This is a genomic window from Streptomyces sp. NPDC005761 (genome assembly GCF_040630635.1).
Lineage (GTDB): Bacteria > Actinomycetota > Actinomycetes > Streptomycetales > Streptomycetaceae > Streptomyces.
In genome coordinates this window covers 16290-41391 of sequence record NZ_JBEXXX010000037.1, presented here as the reverse complement: position 1 = coordinate 41391, position 25102 = coordinate 16290, and the positions used below count along the sequence as shown (strand labels likewise).

Annotated in this window: 18 protein-coding genes; 6 read left to right on the top strand and 12 right to left on the bottom strand. The window is 71.0% G+C overall.

Annotated elements, in window-relative coordinates:
• Positions 1-22 precede the first annotated feature (22 nt).
• From ABZ434_RS27455 to ABZ434_RS27420, 8 genes are all read right to left on the bottom strand, one after another.
• Positions 23-3205: a glycosyl hydrolase 115 family protein gene (locus ABZ434_RS27455; RefSeq protein WP_359142191.1), complete on the bottom strand. Its 3183-nt coding sequence runs from the start codon at positions 3203-3205 to the stop codon at positions 23-25.
• 84 nt (positions 3206-3289) lie between these two features.
• Positions 3290-4822: a sodium:solute symporter family protein gene (locus ABZ434_RS27450; protein WP_359142189.1), complete on the bottom strand. Its 1533-nt coding sequence runs from the start codon at positions 4820-4822 to the stop codon at positions 3290-3292.
• Between the two features lie 72 nt (positions 4823-4894).
• Positions 4895-6163 (bottom strand): glucarate dehydratase family protein, encoded by a 1269-nt coding sequence (locus ABZ434_RS27445; protein WP_359142187.1) that lies wholly within the window; start codon positions 6161-6163, stop codon positions 4895-4897.
• Positions 6164-6201: 38 nt separating this feature from the next.
• Positions 6202-7299, bottom strand: a complete 1098-nt coding sequence (locus ABZ434_RS27440; RefSeq protein ID WP_359142185.1) for an endo-1,4-beta-xylanase — start codon at positions 7297-7299, stop codon at positions 6202-6204.
• 174 nt (positions 7300-7473) lie between these two features.
• Complete coding sequence (locus ABZ434_RS27435) at positions 7474-9888, bottom strand: glycoside hydrolase family 3 N-terminal domain-containing protein (protein WP_359142182.1); 2415 nt, start codon at positions 9886-9888, stop codon at positions 7474-7476.
• 51 nt (positions 9889-9939) lie between these two features.
• Positions 9940-10833, bottom strand: a complete 894-nt coding sequence (locus ABZ434_RS27430; protein WP_359142180.1) for a carbohydrate ABC transporter permease — start codon at positions 10831-10833, stop codon at positions 9940-9942.
• A 4-nt stretch (positions 10834-10837) separates the two neighbouring features.
• Positions 10838-11767: a sugar ABC transporter permease gene (locus ABZ434_RS27425; RefSeq protein WP_359142178.1), complete on the bottom strand. Its 930-nt coding sequence runs from the start codon at positions 11765-11767 to the stop codon at positions 10838-10840.
• 2 nt (positions 11768-11769) lie between these two features.
• Entirely contained in the window at positions 11770-13020 is a 1251-nt protein-coding gene (locus ABZ434_RS27420) for an extracellular solute-binding protein (RefSeq protein ID WP_359142261.1), read from the bottom strand.
• Between the two features lie 214 nt (positions 13021-13234).
• Between ABZ434_RS27420 and ABZ434_RS27415 the strand changes: the two genes are divergently transcribed.
• From ABZ434_RS27415 to ABZ434_RS27405, 3 genes are all read left to right on the top strand, one after another.
• Complete coding sequence (locus ABZ434_RS27415; protein WP_359142177.1) at positions 13235-14293, top strand: LacI family DNA-binding transcriptional regulator; 1059 nt, start codon at positions 13235-13237, stop codon at positions 14291-14293.
• Positions 14294-14339: 46 nt separating this feature from the next.
• Complete coding sequence (locus tag ABZ434_RS27410; protein ID WP_359142176.1) at positions 14340-14864, top strand: GNAT family N-acetyltransferase; 525 nt, start codon at positions 14340-14342, stop codon at positions 14862-14864.
• Positions 14865-14995: 131 nt separating this feature from the next.
• Entirely contained in the window at positions 14996-16084 is a 1089-nt protein-coding gene (locus ABZ434_RS27405) for an exo-alpha-sialidase (RefSeq protein ID WP_359142174.1), read from the top strand.
• A gap of 62 nt (positions 16085-16146) precedes the next feature.
• Here the strand turns inward: ABZ434_RS27405 and ABZ434_RS27400 are convergent, their stop codons facing one another.
• Entirely contained in the window at positions 16147-16824 is a 678-nt protein-coding gene (locus ABZ434_RS27400) for a uracil-DNA glycosylase (protein ID WP_359142172.1), read from the bottom strand.
• Positions 16825-16981: 157 nt separating this feature from the next.
• Between ABZ434_RS27400 and ABZ434_RS27395 the strand changes: the two genes are divergently transcribed.
• Both ABZ434_RS27395 and ABZ434_RS27390 read left to right on the top strand, forming a co-directional pair.
• Positions 16982-18010 carry a BadF/BadG/BcrA/BcrD ATPase family protein gene (locus tag ABZ434_RS27395; RefSeq protein WP_359142170.1) on the top strand — a complete coding sequence of 343 codons (1029 nt, stop codon included), beginning with the start codon at positions 16982-16984 and terminating at the stop codon, positions 18008-18010.
• Between the two features lie 112 nt (positions 18011-18122).
• The gene (locus tag ABZ434_RS27390; RefSeq protein ID WP_359142169.1) at positions 18123-19046 is read left to right on the top strand and encodes a hypothetical protein; all 924 of its coding nucleotides are present in this window, start codon (positions 18123-18125) and stop codon (positions 19044-19046) included.
• 117 nt (positions 19047-19163) lie between these two features.
• On the opposite strand, the gene ABZ434_RS27385 is transcribed toward ABZ434_RS27390, so the two are convergent.
• From ABZ434_RS27385 to ABZ434_RS27375, 3 genes are all read right to left on the bottom strand, one after another.
• Entirely contained in the window at positions 19164-20234 is a 1071-nt protein-coding gene (locus ABZ434_RS27385; protein WP_359142167.1) for a lactonase family protein, read from the bottom strand.
• A 104-nt stretch (positions 20235-20338) separates the two neighbouring features.
• Positions 20339-21850, bottom strand: coding sequence for an FUSC family protein (locus ABZ434_RS27380; RefSeq protein WP_359142259.1), 1512 nt, complete (start codon positions 21848-21850; stop codon positions 20339-20341).
• A 379-nt stretch (positions 21851-22229) separates the two neighbouring features.
• Positions 22230-22904, bottom strand: coding sequence for an HAD family hydrolase (locus ABZ434_RS27375; RefSeq protein WP_359142165.1), 675 nt, complete (start codon positions 22902-22904; stop codon positions 22230-22232).
• Between the two features lie 561 nt (positions 22905-23465).
• On the opposite strand from ABZ434_RS27375, the gene ABZ434_RS27370 reads away from it, so the two are divergent.
• Positions 23466-24998, top strand: a complete 1533-nt coding sequence (locus ABZ434_RS27370) for an FAD-dependent oxidoreductase (RefSeq protein WP_359142163.1) — start codon at positions 23466-23468, stop codon at positions 24996-24998.
• Positions 24999-25102 lie beyond the last annotated feature (104 nt).

The window sequence follows — 25102 nt, the reverse complement described above, 5'->3', positions numbered from 1 at the left end:
CTTCGCCCGGGCCCCGGGCTCCTCAGCGCAGCCGGAGGCTCTCCGGCGGGCCCAGGTAGCTGGGCTTGAGGCCGCCGGTGTCGACCACCAGGTTCTGCAGCACCACCGTCGGGTCGACCATCCAGAATTTCAGCACATGCACTCCGGCGGCGCCGATGTGGTGTGCCGTACTGGTGACATTGACGTTGTCGGAGGTGTTGCGGGCCCACTGCGCGTTCATGGTCCCGTCATCGGCCCCCGTCACCTTGGTGACGTTCACCGACTGCGGTGCGGCGTCGTCGAAGGAGACCGCGTACGTGAGTCCGTCGGTCGGCAGCGGGTTGTTGCGCGGCGAGAGGTACGCGTGGACGGTGACCGGGCCTGTGGTGAACAGACTGACCCGGTACTCCAGCCGGGGGCTGTTTCCGCCCGGGTTCTGCCGGGCGGCGGTGACCGGGAAGGGCTCCATTCCCGCGCCGGTCCGTCCGATGTCCGGGATGCGCTGCCAGTGGATACCCTCACCGTCGACGGCCCGGCTGTAGTGGTCGGCCTCGATGGAGACGTACCCGTTGGCCTCGACGAAGCCGTCGAGACGCGAGCGGGACAGTGCGGGACGGTCGACCACAGCCTTGACGACCACCTCGGTCCCGTCCGGCCCGCTGACGGTGACCGGCACCTCGGTGACCCCCTTCGGCGCCCTCGCCCAGTCGACGCGCAGGGTGATCCGGTCCTGCTGTTCGACACGCCCCCGGACACGGTCCGCGGTCAGCCAGGAGACGCCGGTGCGCACACGGTAGTCGAACGGGGCGCGGCCCCGGTTGAACACCTCGATGTACTGGGCGGGCTGGCTCTGGTACGGGCTGAAGACCGGCAGTACGGCCGGGCCCTGCTCGTGCGGCCACCATGCGGCCGAGCCGTCGACGGCCACGCCCATCTCGGCAGCGGCCGGCAGCTCGAGGCGCTCGACCGCGGGGAAGAGCACGTCCTTGAGTGCGACGTTGTTGATCTCGGGCTGCTGCCAGGGGGCGTTCGGACCGTAGCGGGCCACGTCCCCGTAGTCGATGTGCGGCTGGGTCTGGAACCCCTGCCACTTGCCGCCTGCGATCTGCGTGTTGAACCGGTCGGCCAGGGCCAGGTCGTCGGCGAGCCGGGCCTCGGCGGCAGTCGCGAGGTCGTTGGTGAGCGCCCGCCCCTGTGCGGCGTAGTGCAGATTGGTGAACTCCGCCTCCCGCAGCGCGTACAGATTGGCGGTCGCCTGCACCTCGTAGCCGACCAGTTCGTACCAGGCGTCCTGGACGGATGCCGGCAGTCCGCGCCCGACCCGTTCGGCCTGGGCGCCGAGCACCCGCCACTCCTCCGTCACCCGCTCCAGCTCGCGGTAGTCGACGATGCTGAACGGGGTCGCCTCGTCGTCGTACACGATCGCCGAACTATCCCGGGCCGGGTCCTTGGCCGGGTCGAGGGTGATCTTGCGGTTGAGCAGTTCGGGCTTGCGGCGCGACTGCAGCCGGGCGTAGCCGCGCAGGACGTCGGCCACGTCGGCGGCCTGCTTCTCGCCGAAGTTCTGCCGGGCGTACCGCTCCTCCCACTCGGGCAGCCGGTCCAGCGTCCACCGCTCCGGGTTCCAGGCGTACTCCAGGAAGAACTGGGTGGGCAGTTCGTTGCCCTTGAGGTCGCCGACGTTGGTGACCCACAGCCCCTCGTCGCCGTAGGCGACGGACTGGTGGAGCTGGTCCCACATGTTGGGCAGGGACGCCGTGTCCACCCACTTGTAGTTGCGGCCGACCCCGACATAGTCGAAGTGGTAATAGAGGCCGTAACCGCCTGCGCGGGGCTCGTTCCCGAGGTCGGGCAGCTTGCGGATGTTCGACCAGTTGTCGTCGGTGAGCACCACCGTGACGTCGTCGGGAACCCGGAGCCCGCGGTCCCAGTAGCGCTGGACCTCCTTGTAGAGCGTCCAGACCTGCGGAATCGTGGTGACGTCCCGGCCGGAGACCTCGGCCAGAAGCTTTCGCTGGGTGGCGATGATCTCGGTCATCAGCTCGATGCCGTCACCGTCGGGGAGGCTGACGTCGCCGTTGCCGCGCATGCCGAGGGTGACGATGCCCTCGAAGTCCTCGTCCTTCATCCGGCGGATGCCGTCGGCCCAGTAGGCCTTGATCGCCTCGGCGTTGCGGCGGAAGGACCATTCGCCGGTGCCGCCGTAGGGGTCGTGGCCGGGGGTGGTGATGTTGCCCGCACTGTCGCGTACCGCCGCGACCGCGTGACGGTTCCACTCCTCGATGCCGCGCATCATCGGGGCCTCGTGCGAGGTGCCCATGACGACGCCGTACGCCTTGGCGGTGGCGTGGTTGAGCGGGTCGTCCTCGGCGAACGCGCGTCCCCAGACGGCGGGCCAGAGGTAGTTGGCCTTGAGCCGCAGCATCACCTCGAAGATCCTGGCGTAGAAGTCGGCGTTGAAGCCGCCCTCGAAGCCGGGCGCCTTGCCGGGGCCGAAGTAGGCGGGGGCCCAGGTGCCGAGCGCCGGGTTCTCGTCGTTGATGAAGAAGCCGCGGTACTTGACGGCCGGGGTGCCCTGGGTGTGCCGGCCGGGCAGGACATGGATCTCGTCGCGGTGTACGGGGGGGACGTCGTCCCACCAGTACCAGGGTGAGACGCCGATGCCGCGCGAGACGTCGTACGTACCGAAGATCGTGCCGCGCTGGTCGCTGCCCGCGATCACGAACGCCCTGTCGACGCCGGGCAGCGGCTTGTCGACGACGGTCTGCAGACTGGTTTCCCACTTCCCCCGGAGCGTGGAGACGTCGAGCTTGCCCCGGGCGATCAGTCCGTCGATCAGCGGGCTGCGGCCCACCGTGCCGATGATCGTGATCTCGCGGCCCTTGGGCGCAGCACCGTGCGAGAGGGTGGGACGGACGCCGGTGACGCGCTCGATGTCGCTCTGCAGGTCACCCGCCACCCGGACGACGCCGGCCCAGTCGCGGTCGCTGACCAGGATCGGGGCCGCTCGCCCGTTCCTGACGAGTGCGAAGCTGCCGCGCCGGGAGATGAACGAGATGTACGCGCCGGAGTCGGTGGGGCGCACCGCCGGGCCCCGGCCGCCCGCGGACGCCTCGGCCGACAGGCCGAGGAGGGATCCGAGGGGTGTCGCGGTGAGTGCGGTGAGACCCAGTCCGAGTCCCAGCACCGCTCTGCGGCCGGCGTGCTGCGGAACGTTGTCGTCCATTCTGCTCTCCTATTTGTTCATACTCATGACAAATTGGGTGGATGGCTGCCCGGAGGAAAACTCCGGTACGGGGCCGTGCCCGGGTCAGCCGGCGGAGCCGGGTACGACGGGCTGCGGCTGAGCGGCGGTGGCCGGATCGTCGTCCCCGTGGGGGCCCGAGACCGCCGCGACGATCGCGTCCGCCGTCGCGTCGGGTTCGGGGGCCAGGAGCCCGACGACGACGTACACCACCAGCGAGGTCACCAGCGGGGTGACGATGATCAGGGTCTGGTCGGTGCTGTCGAGCACGAACTTCACCAGTACGTAGCCGGCCAGCCCGAGCGCCCAGGAGGACAGGGCCGCCCGCGGACCGCACCGGCGGAAGAGCGGCAGCAGACCGAGCAGCATCGGGATGGAGATCGGCCCCATCACGGCGGCGACCAGGCCGACGATGATGCCCAGCACCCCACCGAAGTGATCGGCCTCGATGGCGACGGCCATGCTGATGGTGATGAAGACGACCGTGCAGACCCGGGCGACGAGCAGTCCGGTCGCCGGGGGCAGGTTCCGGGCACCGCGGACAAGGGCCGGGATGATGTCACGGGTCACGACCGCGGAGACCGCGTTGGCGTCGGAGGACGCCATGGCCATCGTGTGGGAGAACATCCCCGCCAGAGTCAGCCCCACCAGGCCCGCGGGCAGATACGACTCCGCCATCAGCGCGTAGACCTTCTGCGGATCGGTGATGTCCGGCAGCAGGACGGCAGCGGCGAGCGGCGGGAACAGCAGGACCGCGGGCCACACCACGTACAGCACGGCGGACAGTCCGGCCGACCGGCGGGCGGCCTTCGGGGTGTCGGTGGCCATGTAGCGCTGGGCCAGGTTCCACATGCCGCCGTTGTACTCGAAGAGCTTCACGACGACGTACGCGCCGAGGAAGGTGGCGGTGTACGGGCCCACCAGCGGATGGCCGTGTCCCTCCGGCAGCCTGTGCCAGATCGTGCCGAGGCCGGATATGCCGTCGCCGAGCCTGTCGAGGACGACCCAGACCATGGCCAGGGCCGCGAAGCCCTGGATGATGAACTGGCCGAAGTCGGTGAGCGCATCGGCCCACAGCCCGCCGACGGTGCAGTACAGCAGGGTGACCACCCCCGTGATCAGGATGCCGGCCGTCATGGACATTCCGGTGAACACGTTGAGCAGGACCGCCACCGATGCCCATTTGGCGGCGACGTCGAAGACCTTGAGCAGGGCGCCGCTCCACGCGAGCGCCTGCTGGGTGGGGACGTTGTACCGCTTGGCGAGGTACTCCAGCGGCGAGGCGACGGCGTACCGCTGCCGGAGCCGGTTCCAGCGCGGGGCGAACAGCCAGGCGCCGACGCCGGTGCCGAGGGCCAGCGGCAGGAACGCCCAGATGTAGACGGTGATTCCGTAGCTGTAGGCGATGGCGGCGTACGCGACGAACACGGCGGCGCTGTAGCCGGACATGTGGTGGGAGATGCCGGAGAGCCACCAGGGCATCCGGCCGCCACCGGTGAAGTAGTCGCTGACGTCACCGACGCGCTTGTGCGACCAGAGACCGATCAGCAGCATCACCAGGAAGTAGCCGCCCAGGGCGGCCCAGTCGAGAGGGGCCATGACAGATCCTCGGTCTCCTGTGAAGGGGGATGGAGCGGGAGCCGCGGAGCCGATGGCGGGCTCCGCGGCGGGTCACCAGCGCGGTGACTTCTTCTCGTAGCCCGGGTCGATCCGACGCATGTAGCCGGTGTCGTCCCGGTTGCGCAGACCGCAGCCGAGGTACTGCTCGTGCAGCCGGGCCAGCGCGTCCTGGTCGATCTCCACACCCAGCCCCGGTCCGTCGGGGACCTGGACCGCGCCGTCGGCGAACTCGAGCACGCCGGGCTCGACGACGTCCTCCGTCTTCCACGGCCAGTGCGTGTCGCAGGCGTAGGTGAGGTGGGGTGTGGCGGCTGCCAGGTGGGTCATCGCGGCAAGGCTGATGCCGAGATGGGAGTTGGAGTGCATGGACAGCCCCATGCCGAAGGTGTCGCAGATCCCGGAAAGCAGTTTCGAACGGTGCAGACCGCCCCAGTAGTGATGATCGGAGAGCACCACCTGGACGGCGTTCTGCCGGACGGCGGGGGCCAGCTGCTCGAAGGCGACGACGCACATGTTGGTGGCGAGCGGGATGGGTGTCTGGCGCGCCACCTCCGCCATGCCGGCGAGTCCGGGGGTGGGGTCCTCCAGGTATTCGAGGGCCCCCTCCAGCCTGCGGGCCACGGCGACCGAAGTCGGCACGCTCCAGGCCGCGTTCGGGTCGAGCCTGAGCGGTACCCCGGGAAGGGCCTCGCGCAGGGCCAGGACCGCCTCGATCTCCTCCTCCGGAGGCCGGACGCCGCCCTTGAGCTTGACCGCGGTGAACCCGTACTCGGTGATCATGCGCCGGGCCTGGGCGACGACGGCGTCCGGATCCAGCGCCGCGCCCCAGTCGTCGGGTTCGCCACCGGGGTGCCCGGCCCATTTGTAGAAGAGGTAGGCGCTGAACGGAACGGAGTTCCGTACCGCCCCGCCCAGCAGATCGCTGACAGGGCGGCCGGCGGCCTTACCCTGCAGGTCCAGACACGCGACCTCGAACGGGGAGAACACCCGGTCGACGGCGCTGCTGGTGGTGATCATCCCGGTCAGACCCGACCCGCCGGTTCCGTCGTCCCCGGCGAGGATCTCGGCCACCTTGCGGTGCATGGCGCCGAGTGCGTACACGTCCATCCCGGTGAGGGCGCCCGCTGCTGCCCGCAGGCGGCGCAGATGGCCCTCGTCGGCATAGGTCTCGCCGAGCCCGACGAGCCCTTCGCCGGTGTCCACCTCGACGATCGCCCGCAGTGCGTAGGGTTCGTGCACACCCACGGCGTTCAGCAACGCCGGGTCCCGGAAGGCCACCGGGGTGATTCTCACTCCCGTGATCCGGAGGCTGTCAGTCATCGCGGCGCCCTTCCGTGCCCGTGGTCATCGCCTCCCCTTCAGTTCCGGCCGGCGGCGAGCTTCAGGTCCTGGGTCAGGGCCTTGTACGCGGGCTTGGCCGCGTAGTTCTCGTCGAAGAGGTTGGCCGCGCCCTCCCCCTCGAAGGTGCCGGGGACCCAGGAGTACTTGTCGGTGAAGCCCCACACGGTGAAGTCGGTGCAGCGGCGGGTGAGCAGGCAGCCGCGCAGCAGCACGTCGTACCCCTCGGCCTGGGCCTCCTGCCGGGTGCTGTCGGAGGGCATCGGGATGCGGACGTCCGCCTCGGTGATCGCGGTCTCCAGACCGAGATCGTCGAACCGCTTCATGTTGTCGGCGATGTCGTGCGGAGCGTTGTACTGGACGGAGAGGTGTCCCTGGATGCCGACGCCGTCGATCGGTACGTGCTGCTTGCGCAGCTCCACGACCAGCTCGTAGAGGGCCGTGCTCTTGGCGTTGACGCCCTCGATGTTGTAGTCGTTGATGAAGAGCTTGGCCTTGGGGTCGGCCTGGTGGGCCCAGCGGAAGGCGTCCGCGATGTAGCCGGGGCCGAGCTTCTGCAGCCAGATGCTGTCGCGCAGGGTGCCGTCGTCGTCGAAGGCCTCGTTGACGACGTCCCACTGCCAGATCCGGCCCCTGAAGTGGCCGGCCTCGTCGGTGATGTGCTTGCGCAGGACGGCGCGCAACTCGTCGGCGCTGAAGTCCCCCTCGGTGAGCCAGGCCGGCAGTTGGTTGTGCCAGAGCAGGGTGTGGCCGCGCACCAGCTGCCCATGGGCTTCGGCGAAGTCGACCAGCTCGTCCGCGGCGGCCCAGTCGTAGGTGCCCCGCTCCTTCTCGACGACCTCCCACTTCATGACGTTCTCCGGGGTGACGGAGGTGAACTCGCCGGCCGCCTTGGCCCGGTAGGGCGCGTCCGCGGCCAGTGCCGCCATGTCGACCGCCGTGCCGATGCGCAGGTCGGCCCGCAGGCCGAGACCGCCCAGGGTGCCGGCGGCGGGGGGCTTCGGCTTCCCGTGGGAGCGGGAGTGCTCCGGGGCCGCCGAGGCGCTGAGGGTGAAGGAGGAGACGAGCAGGGCCGCGGCGGCGGTGCCGACCATGGCGGCTCGCGTTGTCTTGCGCATGACATTTCCCGTTCCGGTGGACACGTCTTCCGCGACATCGGGGCCGGGATCGACGCGCGTTCGATGGAGATGCTTCGAAAGTTTCGTGAACCTCCCCGCATCCGGCGGCGAGGCCGCACCGTGGCGGCGGGGAGGTTCACGAGGGGGATGGTGCGGCTGTGCGGGCCGTGCCGGTCAGTACGCGGCCGGCTCCGGCACGGGGGCGGGCTCGACCGACGTGCCGCAGACGAGCCGCCGCCGGTGGTCGACGATGCGCTCGGGACCGGTGAGCCGGAGCCTCAGGGTCCGGCGGATGCCGGCCTCGTCGCTGGAGGTGGCGAGCCGCAGTTCGAGTGCGCCGGGCTCGACGACGCGACGGCCGGCGATGCCGGTGAAGGACGCCAGATCCGCGTGGAAGCGGAACCGGACCCTGGCCGCCGCGCCGGCGGCGAGCGGCACCCTGGCGTAGCCGATCAGGCGGGCCTGCGGCCGGGTGGTCTGGGCCACCGGGTCATGGAGGTAGAGCTGTACCACTTCGGCGCCGTCGCGCTCCCCGGTGTTGCGGACCGTGACCTCGACGTCGGCGGAGCCGTCGGTGGGGATCTCGACAGGGTCGGGATCGCCCTGCTCCCAGTCGAAGGTCGTGTACGACAGGCCGTGCCCGAAGGCGTACAGCGGTGTCGGGTCCAGGTTGCTGACCCCGCTCGCCAGTCCCAGGGGCGGCTGCAGGTACGTCCACGGCTGACCGCCCGGACCCTGCGGAACGCCCACCGGCAGCCGGCCTGAGGGGTTGACCCGGCCGGAGAGCACACCCGCCAGCGCCGGGCCTCCCTCCTCGCCCGGGAAGAAGGCCTGCACGACCGCTGCCGCCCGGTCCGCCCAGCGTCCCAGCCCGTACGGGCGGCCCGTCAGGAGCACCAGGACCACCGGGGTACCGGTGGCCAGCAGGGCATCGAGGAGCTCACCCTGCACACCGGGCAGCGAGAGATCGGTCGCATCGCAGCCCTCGCCCGAAGTACCGCGTCCGAACAGTCCGGCCCGGTCGCCGAGCACGGCGACGCAGACATCGGCTTCCCCGGCCAGCCGGGCGGCCTCCGCGATCCGCGAGGTGTCCGTGCCGTCCACCTCGCAGCCGACGGCGAAGTCGACGCCGGATCCGGGGAACTCTCCGCGCAGCGACTCCAGGACCGTCGGCACGTCGATCCCCATCTCGGACTCGGGGTGCGAGACGCCGACATGGCTGGGGAAGGAGTAGCAGCCGAGCATGGCCAGCGCGTCGTCGGCTCGGGGTCCGACCACGGCGATCCGCCCGGCGTCCCGCAGCGGCAGCGTGCCGCCGGGGTTGGCGAGCAGCACACAGGCCTGTTCGGCGAGTTCCCGGGCCAGGGCCCGGTTCTCCGGCGGGTCGAGGTCGACGGTGTCGCGGGCGTCAGCGGGCACTCCGCCCTTCAGCACGGCGGGCAGCGGCGACCAGTCCGGGTCGAGCAGTCCGAGTTCGCACTTCTGCAGCAGTACGCGGTGCAGGGCCCGGTCGACGAGTGCCTCGTCCACCGCCCCGTCCCGTACGGCGGCGACGAGGACGTCGCCGTAACTGCGGACGGTGGGCAGCTCCACGTCGACGCCTGCGGCCAGGGCGAGCCTGGCGGCGCCCACGCGGTCGGCGGCGACCTTGTGCAGGGTCTCCAGGAAGCCGATGCCGAAGTAGTCGGCGACGACGGTCCCGGTGAATCCCCAGGTGTCCCGCAGGAGTTCGGTCAGCAGGGCCGGGTCTGCGGCCGCGGGCACACCGTCGATCTCGGCGTACGAGTGCATCACCGAACGCGCCCCGCCCTCCAGCAGCGCCATCTCGAAGGGGGGCAGGATGACGTCCGCCATCTCACGCGCCCCGGCCCGCACCGGGGAGAGGTTGCGGGCGCCGGCGGAGGCCGCGTATCCGGCGAAGTGCTTGAGCGTGGCGATGATCCCGGCGGACTCCAGTCCGCGGACGTAGGCGGTGCCGATGGTGGCCACCAGATACGGGTCCTCGCCGATGGTCTCCTCGACCCGGCCCCAGCGCAGGTCACGCACCACGTCCAGAACCGGCGCTAGGCCCTGGTGGACACCGACGGCACGCATGTCGGCGCCGATCCGGTGCGCCATCTCGCCGATCAGGTCCGGGTTCCAGGCCGCGCCCCACGACAGGGGGACGGGGTAGGCGGTGGCGCCCCAGGTGGTGAAGCCGGCCAGGCACTCCTCGTGCGCGAGGGCGGGGATGCCGAAGCGGCCGGCGTCGACGATCCGTTCCTGGGCACGGGCCAGGGCCAGGGCCCCGACGCCGGGGTCGACCGGGGCGGTGCCGAACGGCCGGGTGAGCTGGCCGAGGCCGCGGGTCGTCAGGTCGTCCCAGTCGACCGGGTCGACCATGTCGTTCTGGTGCGGGGCGACCCCGTCGCCCTCGGCATCGGCGCCGACCCAGATTCCGTACAGCTGGGCGGCCTTCTCCTCCAGGGTCATCCGGGGGACCAGATCGGCCACCCGCTCCTCCGGGGTGAGGGAGGGGTCGCGCCAGGGGCCGTCGACGGGCGGGGCCGCTCCGGTGCTGCGGGCGTGCGGGACAGCGGGGATTGCCATGGGGGCAGGGGTTCCTCTCATGAGTACGGTGGTGCGGGGCGGCGTTGAGCGCTACTTGCCGCCCACCCCCATCAGTCCGTTGACCAGTGCCTTCCGTGCCACGAGGTACACGGCGAAGATCGGCACGACGGAGAGCACGATCGCGGCCAGCACGGCGGGCACGTTGACCCCGAACTGGGACATGAAGTTGAAGAGGCCCAGCGTGAGCACCCGGTTCTCCTCCGACTGGGTCAGGATCAGCGGGAAGAGGAAGCCGTTCCACGCTTGGAGAGCCGTGTAGATGGCCACCGTGCTGATGCCCGCCTTGGACATCGGGATCGCCAGCTGCCACAGCATGCGAAGGGGCGTCGCGCCGTCGAGCGCCATCGCCTCGTACATCTCCTCGGAGACATCACGCATGGTGCCGCTGAGGATCAGCACGGCCACCGGCATCGCGAACGCCGCGGTCGGCAGGATGATGGCCGGCAGGCTGTCGTACAGACCCATCTTGCTGATCAGCAGGTACAGGGGCACGATCACGGCCTGCGCGGGGATGGCCACGCCGAGCAGGAAGGTCCGGAAGGCCAGCGAAGAGAGCCGGCTGCGGGTCCGTACCGCGACGTACGCGACGGGCACCGCGAGCAGCAGGACGATGGCGACCGTGGCCACGGCGACGACGGCCGTGTTGGTGAGCATCGAGGAGAAGCCGCTGTCGAGCACGGTGCGGTAGTTGTCGAGCGTCGGGTCGGTCGGAACGGCCAGCGGATCGCCGTTGAGGGCCTCGTCCTGGTGCATGAGGGACGAGGAGACCAGGGTGTAGAGCGGGACGACCACGAGCAGCAGCCAGACCAGCGAGCCCAGGCCGGCCAGTGGGTTGCCCCACTTCCTGCGGCGCCGGGAGGCGGCCAGCCGGCTCCGGGTCACGGGCGACGTGGGGCGCGCCACGGGGCGGGTGTCGATTGACATCTCGTCACATACCTTCCCGGGTGGACCGCATGTTCCCGAAACCGCTGAAGCGGACCAGGATCAGCGACAGGGCGGTGGCCACCACGACAAGGGCCGTGGCGATCGCCGCGGCATAGCCGAGGTCGTAGGTCTGGAAGCCGGTCCGGTACATCAGGTACGGCAGCACGGTGGTGTCCGTGCCGGGACCGCCCTTGGTCATGATCAGCACGGTGTCGAAGTACGTCAGCGAGCCGACGATCATCAGGACCGACGAGGTCGTGATGGTGTTCCGCAGTTGCGGCAGGGTGATGTGGAAGAACTGGCGGAGCATGCCGGCGCCGTCGATCTCCGCGGCCTGGTACAGGACCTGGGGGATCTGCCGGGTGCCGCCCTGATAGATCAAGGTGTGGAACGGCATGAACTGCCAGCCGCCGACGAAGGCCACGGTGAGCAGCGCGCCGGTCGACGAGCCCATGATGTTCGGATCGATCCCGAACCAGGGGCCGATCGTCTTGATGACCCCGAAGTTGGGATCGAGCAGCGCGTGGAACAGCATGGCGATGGCGGTGGTGGAGAGCAGCAGCGGGATGAAGAAGACCGCCGAGAGCACCGCTCGGCTGCGCTGCCTGCCCGCCGCCCAGACGCCGAGCAGCAGCGCCACCGGGGTCTGGAAGGCCCAGCTGATCGTGGTGAGGAGCAGGCTGAGCCACGCGGCCTGGCGGAACTCCGGGTCCTTGAACAGCCGGGTCCAGTTGTCCGTGCCGACGGGTGTCGGGGAGTTCAGTCCGTCCCAGTGGCAGAAGGAGAGGTAGACGGCGATCGCCAGTGGGACGATCGCGAATAGGGCGAAGAAGAGGATGCCGGGCACGGCCCAGGCCACCGGGGGGCGGCCGACGTTGCCGACGGCCGCCTTCCTTCCTCCGCGCACCTTTTTGTACGAAGAGACGTGGGACATTGTTACTTGACGGCCTTCATCGCGGCGACGAACTGCTCGGGGGTCGACTTACCGGCGAACAGCTTGCTGATCTCGGTGAGCAGCGGGGTGGCGTACCGGGACTCCAGTGCCTGGTCCCAGGAGAGTGTGAAGTCCGGGGCCTTCTGGACCATGTCGTACTGGTCGGTGGCGAACTTCGGGTTGGGCGATCCGCTCAGCATGGAGGCGGCGTTCGACGTGGTCGGGACGTCACCGTTGTCGACGAGGGCCTGGCTGTAGGACTTGGCCGCCATGGCCTTCAGGAAGGCTATGGCCGCGTCCTTGTGCTTGGTCCGGGCATTGACCGACCAGTAGTTGGTGGGGTTGCCCACCACGTTCGCCGCGTCACCGACGCCGCCGGCCACTGTCGGGAACGCCGTCCAGCCGAGGTCCTTCTTGGCGAACTCGGGCGCCTTGCCCAGCTGGGTCGAGTACTCCCACGAGCCCATCAGGTGCATGGCGGCCTTGCCCTTGTTGAGCAGGGTGGGTGCGCCTCCGTTGCCGTAGTCGACGGAGTTGAAGTTCTTGCCGAAGGCACCGTCGTCGACCAGCTGCTTGACGGTCTGGGCCGTCTTGAGCACGGCCGGGTCGCCCCAGCCGGAGGTGTCGCCGTTCTGGATCTTCCGGAAGACGTCGGGGCCGCCGATCCGGTCCAGGAGGTACTCCATCCACATCAGCTCGGGCCACTTGTCGGAGCCTCCGAGAGCGAACGGGGTGATGCCCTTGCCCTTGAAGGTGGTGATGACCTTCTGCAGGTCCTCCCACGTCTTGGGGGGCTCGACGTGGTTCTCGGCGAAGAGGGTCTTGTTGTAGAAGAGCATCACGGGCTGCATGCCGCGCATGGGGATGCCGTAGGTCTTCCCGTCGAGGCCACCGGCGGTGACGATTGACGGCAGGAAACCGTCCTTGAGCGTGGCGTCGTTCTTCACCGTCGACGTGAGGTCGACCAGCTGGTTGGCGTCGACGTACGGCTTGATGGAGCCGCCGCCCCAGTTGAAGAAGATGTCGGGGGCGCTCGGGGAGCCCATGGCGCTCCGCAGCTTGTTGACGTACTCGGTGCCCGGCACCGAAACAAGCTTGACCTTGACCTTCGAGGTCTTGTTGAACTCCTTGACCGCAGCGTCCTGCACCTTGACCGCGTCGTCGCCGTAGACGTACGCGGTGAGGGTGCCGCCGCCGTCACCGCCGCTGTCGCCACCCGACCCGCAGCCCGCCAGCACGCCTGCCATCACGATGGCCGCACCGGCTGCGGTCCATCTCGATACACGCGTACTCTGAGTGAAAATTCCCGACCCCATGACCGCACCTCTGTCGAATGTTTCGGCCCTGCTTGCGAATGTTGCCGGAACCGTACGGTCGTGTTTCGGGCCAGTCAAGAGGTCCGGGCGAGGGAATTTTCCTCGGGGCCCCACCCCTCCCTGCTGGCGGCGGGCAGTTACGATTCCCTGCATGAGCCCCGCAAACGTCCAGTCACATCAGGAGAATGCGCCTGCCGGCGAGTCGTCGGACGGCACCGCCACCCTGGCGGAAATCGCCCGAGCGGCCGGAGTCTCGGCTCCGACAGTTTCGAAGGTGCTGAACGGGCGGGCCGACGTCGCCCCCGGCACGCGCACCAAGGTCGAGGAACTGCTGCTGCTGCACGGCTACCGCCGCAGACGCGGCTCCACCACCCAGTCGCAGTTGATCGATCTGGTCTTCCACGAGCTGGACAGTGCGTGGGCCATGGAGGTCGTGCGCGGCGTGGAGAACGTCGCGCGCGAGGAGGGCCTGAGCCTGGTCCTTTCGGAGAGCGCGGGCCGCCTCACCCCCGGGCAGACCTGGGTGGACGGCGTACTGGCCCGCAGGCCGGTCGGGGTGATCCTGGTCCTGTCGGACCTCACCGCCGCCCAGCGCGCCCAGCTGACCAGCCGCAACATCCCGTACGCGGTGGTCGACCCGGCCGGCGACCCCGGCGACGACATCCCGTCCGTCGGGACGACGAACTGGCAGGGCGGGCTCGCAGCCACCCGCCACCTCACCGGGCTCGGGCACCGCAGGATCGGGGTCATCAGCGGCCCGTCGCGCATGATGTGCAGCCGCGCCCGGGTGGACGGCTACCGTGCCGCCCTCGAAACCGCGGGCCTGCCGATCGATCCCGCCCTGGTCCGCGAGGGCGAGTTCCAGCACGAGGCCGGGTACACCACCGGCATGGAACTGCTGCGCATGGCGGACCGGCCGACCGCCATCTTCGCCGGGAACGACCTCCAGGCACTCGGTGTGTACGAGGCCGCGCGGGAACTGGGACTGCGCATCCCCGAGGACCTCAGTGTGGTCGGCTTCGACGACCTGCCGCTCACCCGGTGGATCGGGCCGCCGCTGACCACGGTGCGCCAGCCGCTCATAGAGATGGCCGAGACCGCGGCCCGGCTGGTGCTCGACCTCGGCCGGGGCCGGCAGCCCGCGACCACCCGCGTCGACCTGGCAACGAACCTGGTGGTCCGCAGCAGCACGGCCGCTCCCGGCCGCTGATCAAGTCGGTTGCGGCGGCGGTGGGGCCTCGCTACCGTCGCGCGGCATGAAGACGCCTGTCCTGCACACGCGACGCCTGCTGCTGGAGCCGTACGCACCCGCCGACGAGGAGGACTTCGTCGCCCTCTTCCAGGATGCCCGGGTGGGGCGCTGGATGGGCGACGGCGTGGACGCGGAGGCCGAGGACCGTGCCTTGTTCGGGCGGCTCTTCACGAAGGTGTACGCGCAGGACCTGTTCGGCGTCTGGGTGGTCCGGCACCGCGGGCGTGCGGTCGGGCATGCCGAGATCAAGCCGTCCCCCACACCCGGCGTGGACGGCCACGAGATCGTCTACGCGGTGGCCCCGGCGGCGTGGGGCCAGGGGCTGGGCACCGAGATCGCCGAGACGCTGGTCAGCCATGGCTTCGGCACCCTGGGTCTGACCGAGGTGCACGCGACGGTGGACGCGGCCAACGAGCCGTCGCTCGCCCTGCTGAACCGGATCGGCTTCCGTCACGTCCGTGACATCGCCGAGGACGACGGAAGCACGACCCGTCTCCTCACCCGTCCGAAACCGCCCGAGAGGCCCTGAGGCGTCGGACGCACGAACCCCGTCGTCCGCCGCGGAAGCGGCGGTGTCCGGAGCCGTCCTGCGCGCCACTGTCAGTGGCTGGGTGCAGACTGGCGCGTATCCGGCACAACGGCGTTTCGGGAGGTTCGGTCATGACCGATGTTCTGCTCACCGTCGGCACCCGCAAGGGGCTCTTCATCGGCCGCAGGAGCGGTGGCGCATGGGAGTTCGACGGCCCGCACTTCAACGCGCAGGCGATCTACTCGATCGGTATCGACAAGCGCGGCGACGCCCCCCGGCTGCTGGTGGGCGGCGACAGCGCGCACTGGGGCCCGTCCGTGTTCCACTCCGACGACCTGGGCGCGAGCTGGGTGGAGCCCAAGCAACCGGCAGTGAAGTTCCCGGAGTTCACCGGGACCTCGCTGGAACGGGTCTGGCAGCTGCATCCCGCGGGCCCCGAGGCGCCCGACGTCGTGTACGCGGGCACCGAGCCGGCCGCACTGTTCCGTTCGCAGGACAGGGGCGAGTCGTTCGAGCTGGTGCGCCCGCTCTGGGAGCATCCGACGCGCTCGAAATGGGTACCGGGCGGCGGCGGAGAGGGGCTGCACACGGTACTGACGGACGAGCGGGACCCGCAGTCGGTCACGGTCGCCGTCTCCACCGCCGGGGTGTTCAGAACGGCGGACGGCGGAGAGAGCTGGACACCCGCGAACAGGGGGGTGTCGGCGGTCTTCCTGCCCGATCCGGACCCGGAGTTCGGCCAGTGCGTCCACAAGGTCAGCCGGGACGCCGTCGATCCCGACCGGCTCTATCTCCAGAACCACTGGGGGGTGTTCCGCAGCGACGACGCCGGGGGCAGCTGGACGGACATCGGCGCGGGCCTGCCCTCCGACTTCGGCTTCGCGGTGGCGGCACATCCGCACCGCGCGGACACGGCGTACCTCTTCCCGATCAACGCCGACGCCGACCGGGTTCCGGCCGGGCACCGCTGCCGCGTCTTCCGGACCACCGATGCGGGCAGCAGCTGGGAACCCCTGTCGTCGGGGCTGCCCGACGACGCGCATTACGGCACGGTGCTGCGCGACGCGCTCTGCACCGACGACGCCGACCCGGCCGGTGTGTACTTCGGCAACCGCAACGGGGAGGTGTACGCGAGCGCGGACGACGGGGACAGCTGGCAGCAGCTCGCCTCGCACCTGCCTGACGTCCTGTGCGTCCGGGCGGCCACGATCGACGGGTGACCGGGAGGCGCCGAGCCGCCGGTGGGCCCGGGCCCGCGGGGGGCAACGAGTGCCCGCCCTCGCTACGGGAGGCGCCAGTCCACCGGCTGCGCCCCCTGGCGGACCAGGAACTCGTTGGCCTTGCTGAAGGGACGCGAACCGAAGAAGCCTCGGTCCGCCGACATGGGGGACGGATGGGCGGACTCGATCGCCGGGAAGTCCCCCAGCGAAGGCCGGAGGTTGCGGGCGTCGCGGCCCCACAGGATGGACACCAGCGGGGTGCCCCGCCCCACCAGCGCCCGGATGGCCTGCTCGGTGACCTCTTCCCAGCCCTTGCCGCGGTGGGCGGCCGGCTTGCGGGGTGCGGTCGTCAGCGCCCTGTTCAGCAGCAGCACGCCCTGGCGCGTCCACGGGGTCAGGTCACCGTTCGACGGCCGGGGAAGCCCCAGATCCGTGTGCAGCTCGCGGTAGATGTTCTCCAGGCTGCCCGGAAGCCGGCCGACCTCGGGTGCGACCGAGAAGCTCAGCCCGACGGCCATCCCCGGGGTGGGATAGGGGTCCTGACCGACGATCAGCACGCGCACCTCGTCGAACGGCTGCTGGAACGCGCGCAGCACGTTCGCCCCCGACGGCAGGTACGTCCGGCCTGCCGCGACCTCCGCCCGCAGGAAGTCCCCCATCTCGGCGATGCGTCCCGCTACGGGGGCCAACGCCTGGGCCCACCCGGGCTCCACAACTTCGTTCAACGGTCGCGCTGTCACGGGCCTCACCCTACCGGCGTAACAGCAGGCACCCTGCGGCTCCCCCGCCTGCGGTGAACAGGCGGACCGGGGAGGTGCGTCGCCGACTCCACCGGCCCGTCCCGAGAGGCCTGGAGATAGGCTGCCGCCGTCATTCCCTGCCTACAGGAGCCGGTCCATGGAGTCACACGGGCATGTGCCCGGCGCGTTCGTCCTCGGGGTCGACTCGGGCGGTTCCGGGCTGAGGGTGGCACTGGGCACAGTGGACGGTGAAGCGCCCCTGGCCACGTCGGCGTGCGCCGAACCGGTGCGGACCGGCCCCTTGGGCATCGACGCCGCACACCTCCTCGATCAGTTGCTGCCCACCGTCCGGCACCTGCTCTCCCGGCACGGCGGCGACGGCCGGATCGCCACCGCCGCGATCGGGGCGGCCGGCATGGCCACGCTGGGCGACCAGCTGCGCGCCGAACTGCCTGCGGCCATGGCCGCCGCGTTCGGACTGCGGCAGCTGGCACTGGCCGCCGACGCGGTGACCGCGTACGCGGGGGCGGTCGGGCAGCGGCCCGGTGCGGTCGTGGCGGCCGGTACCGGCCTGATCGCGCTCGGTACGGATCTCACCCGGTGGCGAAGGGCCGACGGCTGGGGGCACCTGCTGGGCGACAGCGGGGGTGGTGCCTGGATCGGCCGGGCCGGACTCGACGCGGCGATGCGCGCCCATGACGGGCGGCGCGGTGGCTCCCCGGCCCTGCTGGCCAGGCTGGAGACGGTGTTCGGCCCCGCCCCCGGCCTGCCCGGACTGCTCTATCCGCGCACCGACCGGCCTGCGGTCCTGGCCTCGTTCGCTCCCGAGGTGGCCGCGTGCGCGGCGCACGATCCCGTAGCCGAGGGCATCCTCCGCGACGCCGCCGGACACATCGCCGAGGCGGCCGCTGCGGTGTGCCCGAAGGCGGGCGCGGGGGACGCGGCGTACGAAGTGGCACTGACCGGTGGCTTGTTCCGCATGGGCGAGCCACTGCTCGTTCCGCTGCGCGAGGCGCTGACGCGGCAGCTCCCGCAGGCACGGACGGTCCCCGGTTCGGGTGATCCGCTGATCGGTTCGCTGCGCATCGCACAGGCACTCGCCAGGGATCGTCTGCGCCTGCCGCTCCATCCGACGCTGCTCCGGGTCACCGTGTCCCCGAAGGAACCCGGCATTTCCCAGGGGTGACAGAGCAGGGCAGTCGACCGGTAAGCCACTGATCGGATAAATGCGGACAGACAACGCTCGACCGCCCCCTCCCCGAGCAGCGGGGTACCCAAAACCAGTAGCATGCGGCGCCATGAGCACCCCCACTGGGCCCGCTTCCGGCCTGCCAGTACGAATGCCGCGACCTCGCCAGTCCGGACGGCACCGCCGCCCGGAGCCCGTGGTCGCACCTGAGGGCGCTGCCGCGCTCGTTCTCGCCGTTCCCGGTACCCCCTCCTCGGCCAGCCGCAGTCTCGCCGAAGAGGTCATCAGCATCGCCCGCTCCGAGCTGCCCGGTCTGAACGCCCTGATCGGTTACGTCGACGGTGACGACGCCGAGTACCCCGCCCTCGCCTCGGTTCTCGCCCACGCCGCCGCCGAGCGCGTCGCGCGCTTCGAGCAGGCCAGGGCCGCCGGCCGCGAGGTCGCCGAGCCCGAGGGCCCGGCCGCCGTCGTCGTGCCGCTGCTCGCGGGGCCCGACAGCACGCTGGTGCAGCGGATACGCCACGCGATCGGGGACAGCGGGGCTCAGGCCGAGCTGACCGATGTGCTCGGCCCGCACCCGCTGCTCGCCGAGGCACTGCACGTGCGCCTCTCCGAAGCCGGTCTGGCCCGCGCGGACCGCGCGAGGCTGTTCACCGTGGCCACGGCTGCCGACGGCATCGTGCTGGCCACCGTGGGTGGCGAGGAGGCCGTGCAGGCGGCGGGGATCACCGGCATGCTGCTGGCCGCGCGGCTGGCGGTGCCGGTGATGGCCGCCGCGCTCGACGTCGAGGGCTCGGTCGCCTCGATCGCCGAGCAGCTGAAGGGCTCCGGCTCGCTGCAGCTGGCCGTGGCGCCCTACCTGGTGGGACCCGAGGTGGCCGAAGGACTGCTGGACGCCGCGGTGAAGGAGGCCGGCTGCGCGAGCGCCGAGCCGCTCGGCGCGTACCCGGCGATCGGCAAGCTGGTGCTGTCGATGTACACGACCGCGCTCGGCATCGCTCCTGCGGTGGCTCAGGGAGCTCACACCCACTGATCCGTGCCGCGGGAAGGTGGCCGTCCGTCGCGGGAGCGGGACGGACGGCACCCGCCCCATCGGTGACACACGTGTGCCCCGGGACCCGCAGGCGGGTCCCGGGGCACACGCCGTTCCTCAGGCGAAGGTCACGCAGGAGGCCGCAGGGACCTCCAGCGACCCCTGTGGAGCCGGGATGCCGGTCTCCGGGTCCACGGCGAACCAGCTGACGTTCCCCGACCTCTCGTTGGCGGCGTAGAGCCGCCTGCCGGTGGGGTCGAGGGCGAGGTCGCGCGGCCAGTGTCCCCCGCAGCTCACCGTCGTGACCAGCGACGCCTGCTCGCCGGTGGCGTCGAGGGCGAGCACGGAGATGCTGTCGTGGCCGCGGTTGGCCACCCACAGGAACCGGCCGTCGTGCGCGACGACGACCTCGGAGGGATAGCTCGCCGGGCTGCCGTCGCCGCTCACCCCGGCCGGCAGTACGGGCGCCTCGCCGACGGCTTCCAGGACGCCGGCGGTGGCGTCCCACCGGCACACCGTGACGGTGGGCTCCAGTTCGTTCAGCACATAGGCGTGGCCGCCGGCGGGATGGAACGCGAGATGGCGCGGGCCGGTGCCGGGACGCAGTGCCGTCTCACCGTGCGGGCGCAGTTCCCCGGTTTCCGGGCCGAGCGCGCTGACCCGCACGGAATCCGTGCCGAGGTCGACGCTCAGTACCCACTCCCCCGTAGGGTCGGGGAGGACCTGATGGGCGTGCGGCCCCTCCTGGCGTTCGGCGACCGGGCCGCTGCCCTCGTGCGCGAGTACGCAGGCGGCTGCGCCGAGCGACCCGTCGGCGAGGACGGGCAGGACGGTGACGCTGCCGGAGCCGTAGTTGGCGGTGACCACGTGGCCGCCCGCCAGCGCGAGATGGGTGGGGCCGTTCCCGCCGACCTGCCGGGTCTCCCCGAGGGGCCGCGGAACATCGTGGCTGATGTCGAGGGCCGCGGCCGCACCCTGCTCGGTCTCGCTCACCGCGTACAGCACCGCGCCGCCCGGGCCGGTGCCCCGGCCGAGCGCGAGGTAGGAGGGATCGGGAACGGCGTCCGTCGTACCGAGGACGGTGAGGGCACCGGTCTCCTCGTCCACGGCGGCGACGGTGATGCCGCGTCCGCCCGCCGAGGTGAACGACCCGATGAATGCCCGCCCGGCACCGTTGCTGCTGACCACCGCACTGCCTCTCTCCGCCGACTGATCGCGACGGCGGCGGCCGCCGTGATCTTCCGCGGCGACCGTAGCAGTGCCCCTGCCTGGTCCGGACCAGGGGTACGGGATCAGGCCGGGACGAGAGGCGTACGGGGCGGGGCGTGCAGGGGCCCAGCCAGTTCGGCCAGCGCACGCTCCAGGCCGTGCAGGTGAACGAGGGCGGGATCCGTCGCCGCCGGGTGCGACGGAAGGCCGGCGGTCGCCACTGCGCGGGCCGGGCGCACGGGCGCGGTGAGCGCCTCCACCGCGTTCTCGACGCGCCAGCAGGCCGCGGCGAGCCGGGCGTCGTTGGAGGCTTCCGGGTCCGCCGCCACGGAGGCCAGTCCGCGCACTTCCCGGGCGCAGTCGTCGAGCAGCGCGAGCACGTGGCGAGCCCGTCGCTTGCGGGCCCTCATCGGGTTGAGCGGATGCACCAGCGGGGCGAGCGACAGGCGTACCCGGCCGAGGATCGCCTCCAGTTCACCGACGCGTCGCGGCGGGTCGGCCTCCTCACTGCCCGCGAGCCGGGCGGCGGCCTCCGCCGTGCACGTGTGCACACACCGCAGCGCGCGCTCCACCCAGGCCTCGGTCACCGAGTGCGTGGTCACGGGCAGCACGAACAGCACGGCCAGTACGGCCCCGAGCGCACCTACCGCGGTCTCGGTCACCCGCAGCATGAGCAGGTCCGCGTCCAGCACGCCGAGCAGGCCGTAGAGCATGCTCGCCATCACGGTCACGGCCAGCATCATCCAGGTGTAGGAGACAGCCGCGGAGTAGAAGATCCCGAACACGCTCATCGCCACGACCACGGCGGCCACGACCGGCTCGTGGTGGAGCGGCACAGCCACGGCGAAGCCCAGACCGATTCCGAGCACCGTCCCCAGGAATCGCCTGAACCCGCGCACCACGGTCTCGCCTCGCGAGGCCGTGGCCACGAACACCCACCAGGTGGCGCCGACCGCCCAGTACCAGCGCTGATCGGAGAGCACCTGACCTGCGGCGAGCGCGAACGCGGTCCCCAGTGTCGCCTGCACGGCCTGTCGCGTCGTGATCCGCCCGAGCCCCGTCGTCCCGGCAGGAGGGGCGACTGCCACGGGTGCCGGGAGCCGCCTCTCGTAGCACCACAGCCCGAACCGCACCACCGACGACGCGAGGAGCGACAGCAGCACGGCCGCGTAGAGCTGGGGCAGCCGGCCGGGCACGGTGTGCAGGAACTGGGCGGAGAAGTAGGACATGAAGCCGAACACGCCCAGCGAGTGTCCGCGGGGCCCCCACCGCCGCGCGTACACGCCCGCGCCCACGACCGCGAGGAAGGCCAGGTCGCGCGCGACGGGCATGTCGTGCAGCACGGCCGCGAGGGTGAGCACCGGGAGACCGGCAACAGGGAGGAGCGCGGTCGTGACTGCCTGTCCTCGCACGGTCGGGTCGGTCACTGTGAACAGTGCGAGCAGCGCGGCCAGGCCACCGGTGATCGCCGCCGTCAACGAGTGCCCTGCCGCTCCGCACAGCCCGACGGCGAGCCCGATGCCGAGTACGGCCCGGGACGCGAACCGCAGCCGGATCCGCCCCGGATCGGGTGCGACGAACGCCCTCTTCAGCAAGTTGCCCCGCCCCTCCCGCGCATGGATCAGCGCAGACATGAGAAAGGCGCCACACAGATCCCCGGAGGGACCCGCAGCGCCATTGATGGTCCCATTTCAGCATCTGGGAGGCTAATGGTTCAACCGAGACCCCACCCTATGGACCAATGGCCCATAATCTCACCCTCCCGCTCGGCCATAGCAGAGCCATCGGACCAATACGTCCTCGACCTCGCGTGCTCCGGCGTCTCCCCCTGCCCGGTGCATCTCGTCTCGAGGAACAGCGCGATCCTTCACGGTGCTGCCACGAGGCCGCGGCAGGAACGGGGGCCCTGCACCTGACGTCCGCCCGCCTCCGAGCCCGGACTGCCGCGTCGCCCAGCAGGTCCGGGGTGGAGGCTCAGCCGGCCGTACCGATGCGGGACATGACGCCGGTGTCCAGGTGCGCCAGGAGGTCTGCCGGATCCCGGTACACCTCGACGGCCCCGGCATCCACCAGGTCCTCGCGGGGGATGCCGCCCGAGAGGACCGCCACAGCGGTGACCGACGCGCTGGTCGCGGCCTTCATGTCCCAGACCGAGTCACCCACGTACACCGTCTCGTCGCTGGTCCCGCCGGCGAGCTCCATGGCGTGCCGGATCGGTTCGGGAGCCGGTTTTCCCTCACTCACGTCGTCGGCGCTGGCCGTGTCGGTGATCGCGTCGTCGGCATCGAGGGCCCTTCGCAATGCCTGGAGTTCCGCACCGGTCGCCGAAGTTGCCAGAACCACTGTCCACCCCCGTGCTGTCAGGGCGCGCAGGAGATCGGCCGCCCCTTCCAGCGCGGGCAGGCGTCCGAAGTAGGTCGCGTAGAGAGCGGAATGGGTGCTGCTGATGCCCGCGTCCTGGTCCCGGTCCCGGTCGGCTCCGAGGAGATGCTCGATCAGGTCGTCCGATCCCAGGCCGATCGCCCGGTGCACGGCGCTCATCGGAACCGTGTGTCCCGCTTGCCGGAAAGCCTCCCACCACGCGCTGACGTGGAGGTAGTTGGTGTCGACGAGGGTTCCGTCCACATCGAACAGAGCCGCGCGGGTCATATCGGTTCCTTCCCGTCGGGAAACCGGGGCGCCCGGGGAGCACGGGCTCTGGCTGAGCGGACAGGGAGCGTCCCACTGCTCCGTACCCCACTGCGAGGGGGTTCGACGACGGATCAGCAGGCGGCCGTCCCCGCACGCCCGGACAGCGGCGCCCGGCTCGCGCTCAGCCGTTCACAGCCCGGTGTGGGCGTGCTCCTCCGGGTGAACGGCACCGTCCTTCGAGATCGTAAGGTCCGGATACCGAATGTGCGCGTCCGGCGCCGGACAGGAGGGCACGGCTCCGGCTGCCGGAAGCGCGCGCCGGATGGGCGGCCGGCTGCTCTGGGCCGGCGCCGGGAACGGCACCCGCAGAACCGGCCGTCGGGTTCCGGCCCTGGCCGTCGTGGGCGCCTTCCCGTCCGCCCGCGTGAGCGGGGCTCGGACTCAGACCCCTCCGCCGCGTCGCACCGGAGCACCGGCGTGGAGGGGTGGACCGGCGCAGGACCGGGAATCGCAGGGCCGCCCGGGCGAAGAAGCTTCTCCTGACCGGATCGTTGCGGCCATCGGGGGAACACGTGGCCCATGACCAACCGATCTGAACTGCCGGGCGTGGCCGAGTCCTACTGGATGGCCACGGTGCCCGCCGTCCCACGGCCCGCACCGGCCTCCGACACGACGGCGGACGTCGTCGTCATCGGGGGCGGCATGGCCGGATTGAGCATCGCCTGGGAGCTGACGGTGGCCGGACGGAACGTGACCCTGCTGGAGGCGGATCGCATCGCCGCCGGGGTGAGCGGGTACACGACGGCCAAGCTCACCGCAGCCCACTCCCTCGTCTACGAGCGCCTGCGCCGCACACGGGGCCGGGAGGGGGCGCGACAGTACGCCCGTTCGCAGCAGGCGGCTGTCGAGCGGGTCGGGGCGGTGGCTGCCGAACTGGGCCTCGACTGCGACTGCGAAGGCTCGTCGGCTCTGACCTACACCACCGATCCGCACCGGCGTGCCATGTTCGAGGCCGAGGCCCAGGCAGCCTCGGAAGCGGGGCTGGACGCACGCTTCGTGACGGAGACCGACCTGCCGTTCCCGGTCGCCGCTGCCGTACGTGTCAGCCACCAGGCTCAGTTCCACCCGCGCAAATACCTTCTGGGCCTCGCGGACGGGATCGTCGCGCGCGGTGGCGTCATTCATGAACGGACCCGGGTGACCGGCCTCACCGAGGGCGCCCCCTGCCGGGTGAGCACCGAGAACGGCACGACGATCACGGCTGCCGATGTCGTCGTCGCCACGCACTACCCCGTCTTCGACCGGGCGCTTCTCTTCGCGCGCCTGTCACCGCGTCGCGAACTCGTCGTAGCCGCTCCTGTATCCGCGACCGAGGCTCCGGAGCACATGTACATCACGGAGGACGCCGGCAAACGATCGGTTCGCACAGCGCCGCTCGACGAGAAGCGGCGGCTGCTGATCGTCACCGGTGAGAGCTTCACGCCGGGGACGGATGACGGTCACGAACGTTTCCTGCGGCTGGACGCATGGATGCACGAGCACTTCCCGGTCGGCGCCACGGCCTACCGATGGGCGGCCCAGGACAACGACGTGAGCGACGGTGTCCCCCTGGTCGGGCGCTTCCACCCCGGCGCGCGGCACGTCTATGTGGCGACCGGGTTCGGGGGCTGGGGCATGAGCGGCGGCGCCATGGCCGGGCAGCTGTTGTCCTCGGTGCTCACCGGCACCGAGCCCGAATGGGCGAGTCTCTACGACCCGCGCCGGCTGTGGTCCACCGTTCGGGAAGGGATGGGATTGCTGAAGCAGCAGGCCGAGGTGGCCCGGCACTTCGTCGGTGACCGGCTGAGGAGCAGCCACGTCGACTCCGTCGACGACATCACTCCCGGAACGGGCGCGGTGGTACGCGTCGACGGGCGGCGCTGCGCCGTCTACCGCGACGGAGACGGAAACGTCCACGCCGTGTCCGCGCGCTGCACGCACCTGGGCTGTCTGGTCTCTTTCAACGAGGCGGAGACCACCTGGGAGTGTCCGTGCCACGGTTCGAGGTTCGGCGTGGACGGCGACGTCGTCCAAGGTCCCGCTCTGCGGCCGCTGCCACCACGTACTGTCTGAACGGGGCCGGTCAGGCCCCGGCCGAGCATCCGCCCTCGCGGCCCTCACGGTCTGCCGGTCACCGGGCGCTCACCGACGACGACCGGCGTACTCCCGCGACTCCT

Excerpts from the sequence above, each read along its gene's own strand:
- ABZ434_RS27375 (WP_359142165.1), bottom strand. The coding sequence starts at position 22,904 with ATGACCCGCGCGGCTCTGTTCGATGTGGACGGAACCCTCGTCGACACC.
- ABZ434_RS27390 (WP_359142169.1), top strand. The coding sequence starts at position 18,123 with ATGAGCACCCCCACTGGGCCCGCTTCCGGCCTGCCAGTACGAATGCCG.
- ABZ434_RS27405 (WP_359142174.1), top strand. The coding sequence starts at position 14,996 with ATGACCGATGTTCTGCTCACCGTCGGCACCCGCAAGGGGCTCTTCATC.
- ABZ434_RS27415 (WP_359142177.1), top strand. The coding sequence starts at position 13,235 with ATGAGCCCCGCAAACGTCCAGTCACATCAGGAGAATGCGCCTGCCGGC.
- ABZ434_RS27425 (WP_359142178.1), bottom strand. The coding sequence starts at position 11,767 with ATGTCCCACGTCTCTTCGTACAAAAAGGTGCGCGGAGGAAGGAAGGCG.
- ABZ434_RS27455 (WP_359142191.1), bottom strand. The coding sequence starts at position 3,205 with ATGGACGACAACGTTCCGCAGCACGCCGGCCGCAGAGCGGTGCTGGGA.
- ABZ434_RS27395 (WP_359142170.1), top strand. The coding sequence starts at position 16,982 with ATGGAGTCACACGGGCATGTGCCCGGCGCGTTCGTCCTCGGGGTCGAC.
- ABZ434_RS27410 (WP_359142176.1), top strand. The coding sequence starts at position 14,340 with ATGAAGACGCCTGTCCTGCACACGCGACGCCTGCTGCTGGAGCCGTAC.
- ABZ434_RS27440 (WP_359142185.1), bottom strand. The coding sequence starts at position 7,299 with ATGCGCAAGACAACGCGAGCCGCCATGGTCGGCACCGCCGCCGCGGCC.
- ABZ434_RS27370 (WP_359142163.1), top strand. The coding sequence starts at position 23,466 with ATGACCAACCGATCTGAACTGCCGGGCGTGGCCGAGTCCTACTGGATG.
- ABZ434_RS27430 (WP_359142180.1), bottom strand. The coding sequence starts at position 10,833 with ATGTCAATCGACACCCGCCCCGTGGCGCGCCCCACGTCGCCCGTGACC.
- ABZ434_RS27450 (WP_359142189.1), bottom strand. The coding sequence starts at position 4,822 with ATGGCCCCTCTCGACTGGGCCGCCCTGGGCGGCTACTTCCTGGTGATG.
- ABZ434_RS27445 (WP_359142187.1), bottom strand. The coding sequence starts at position 6,163 with ATGACTGACAGCCTCCGGATCACGGGAGTGAGAATCACCCCGGTGGCC.
- ABZ434_RS27435 (WP_359142182.1), bottom strand. The coding sequence starts at position 9,888 with ATGGCAATCCCCGCTGTCCCGCACGCCCGCAGCACCGGAGCGGCCCCG.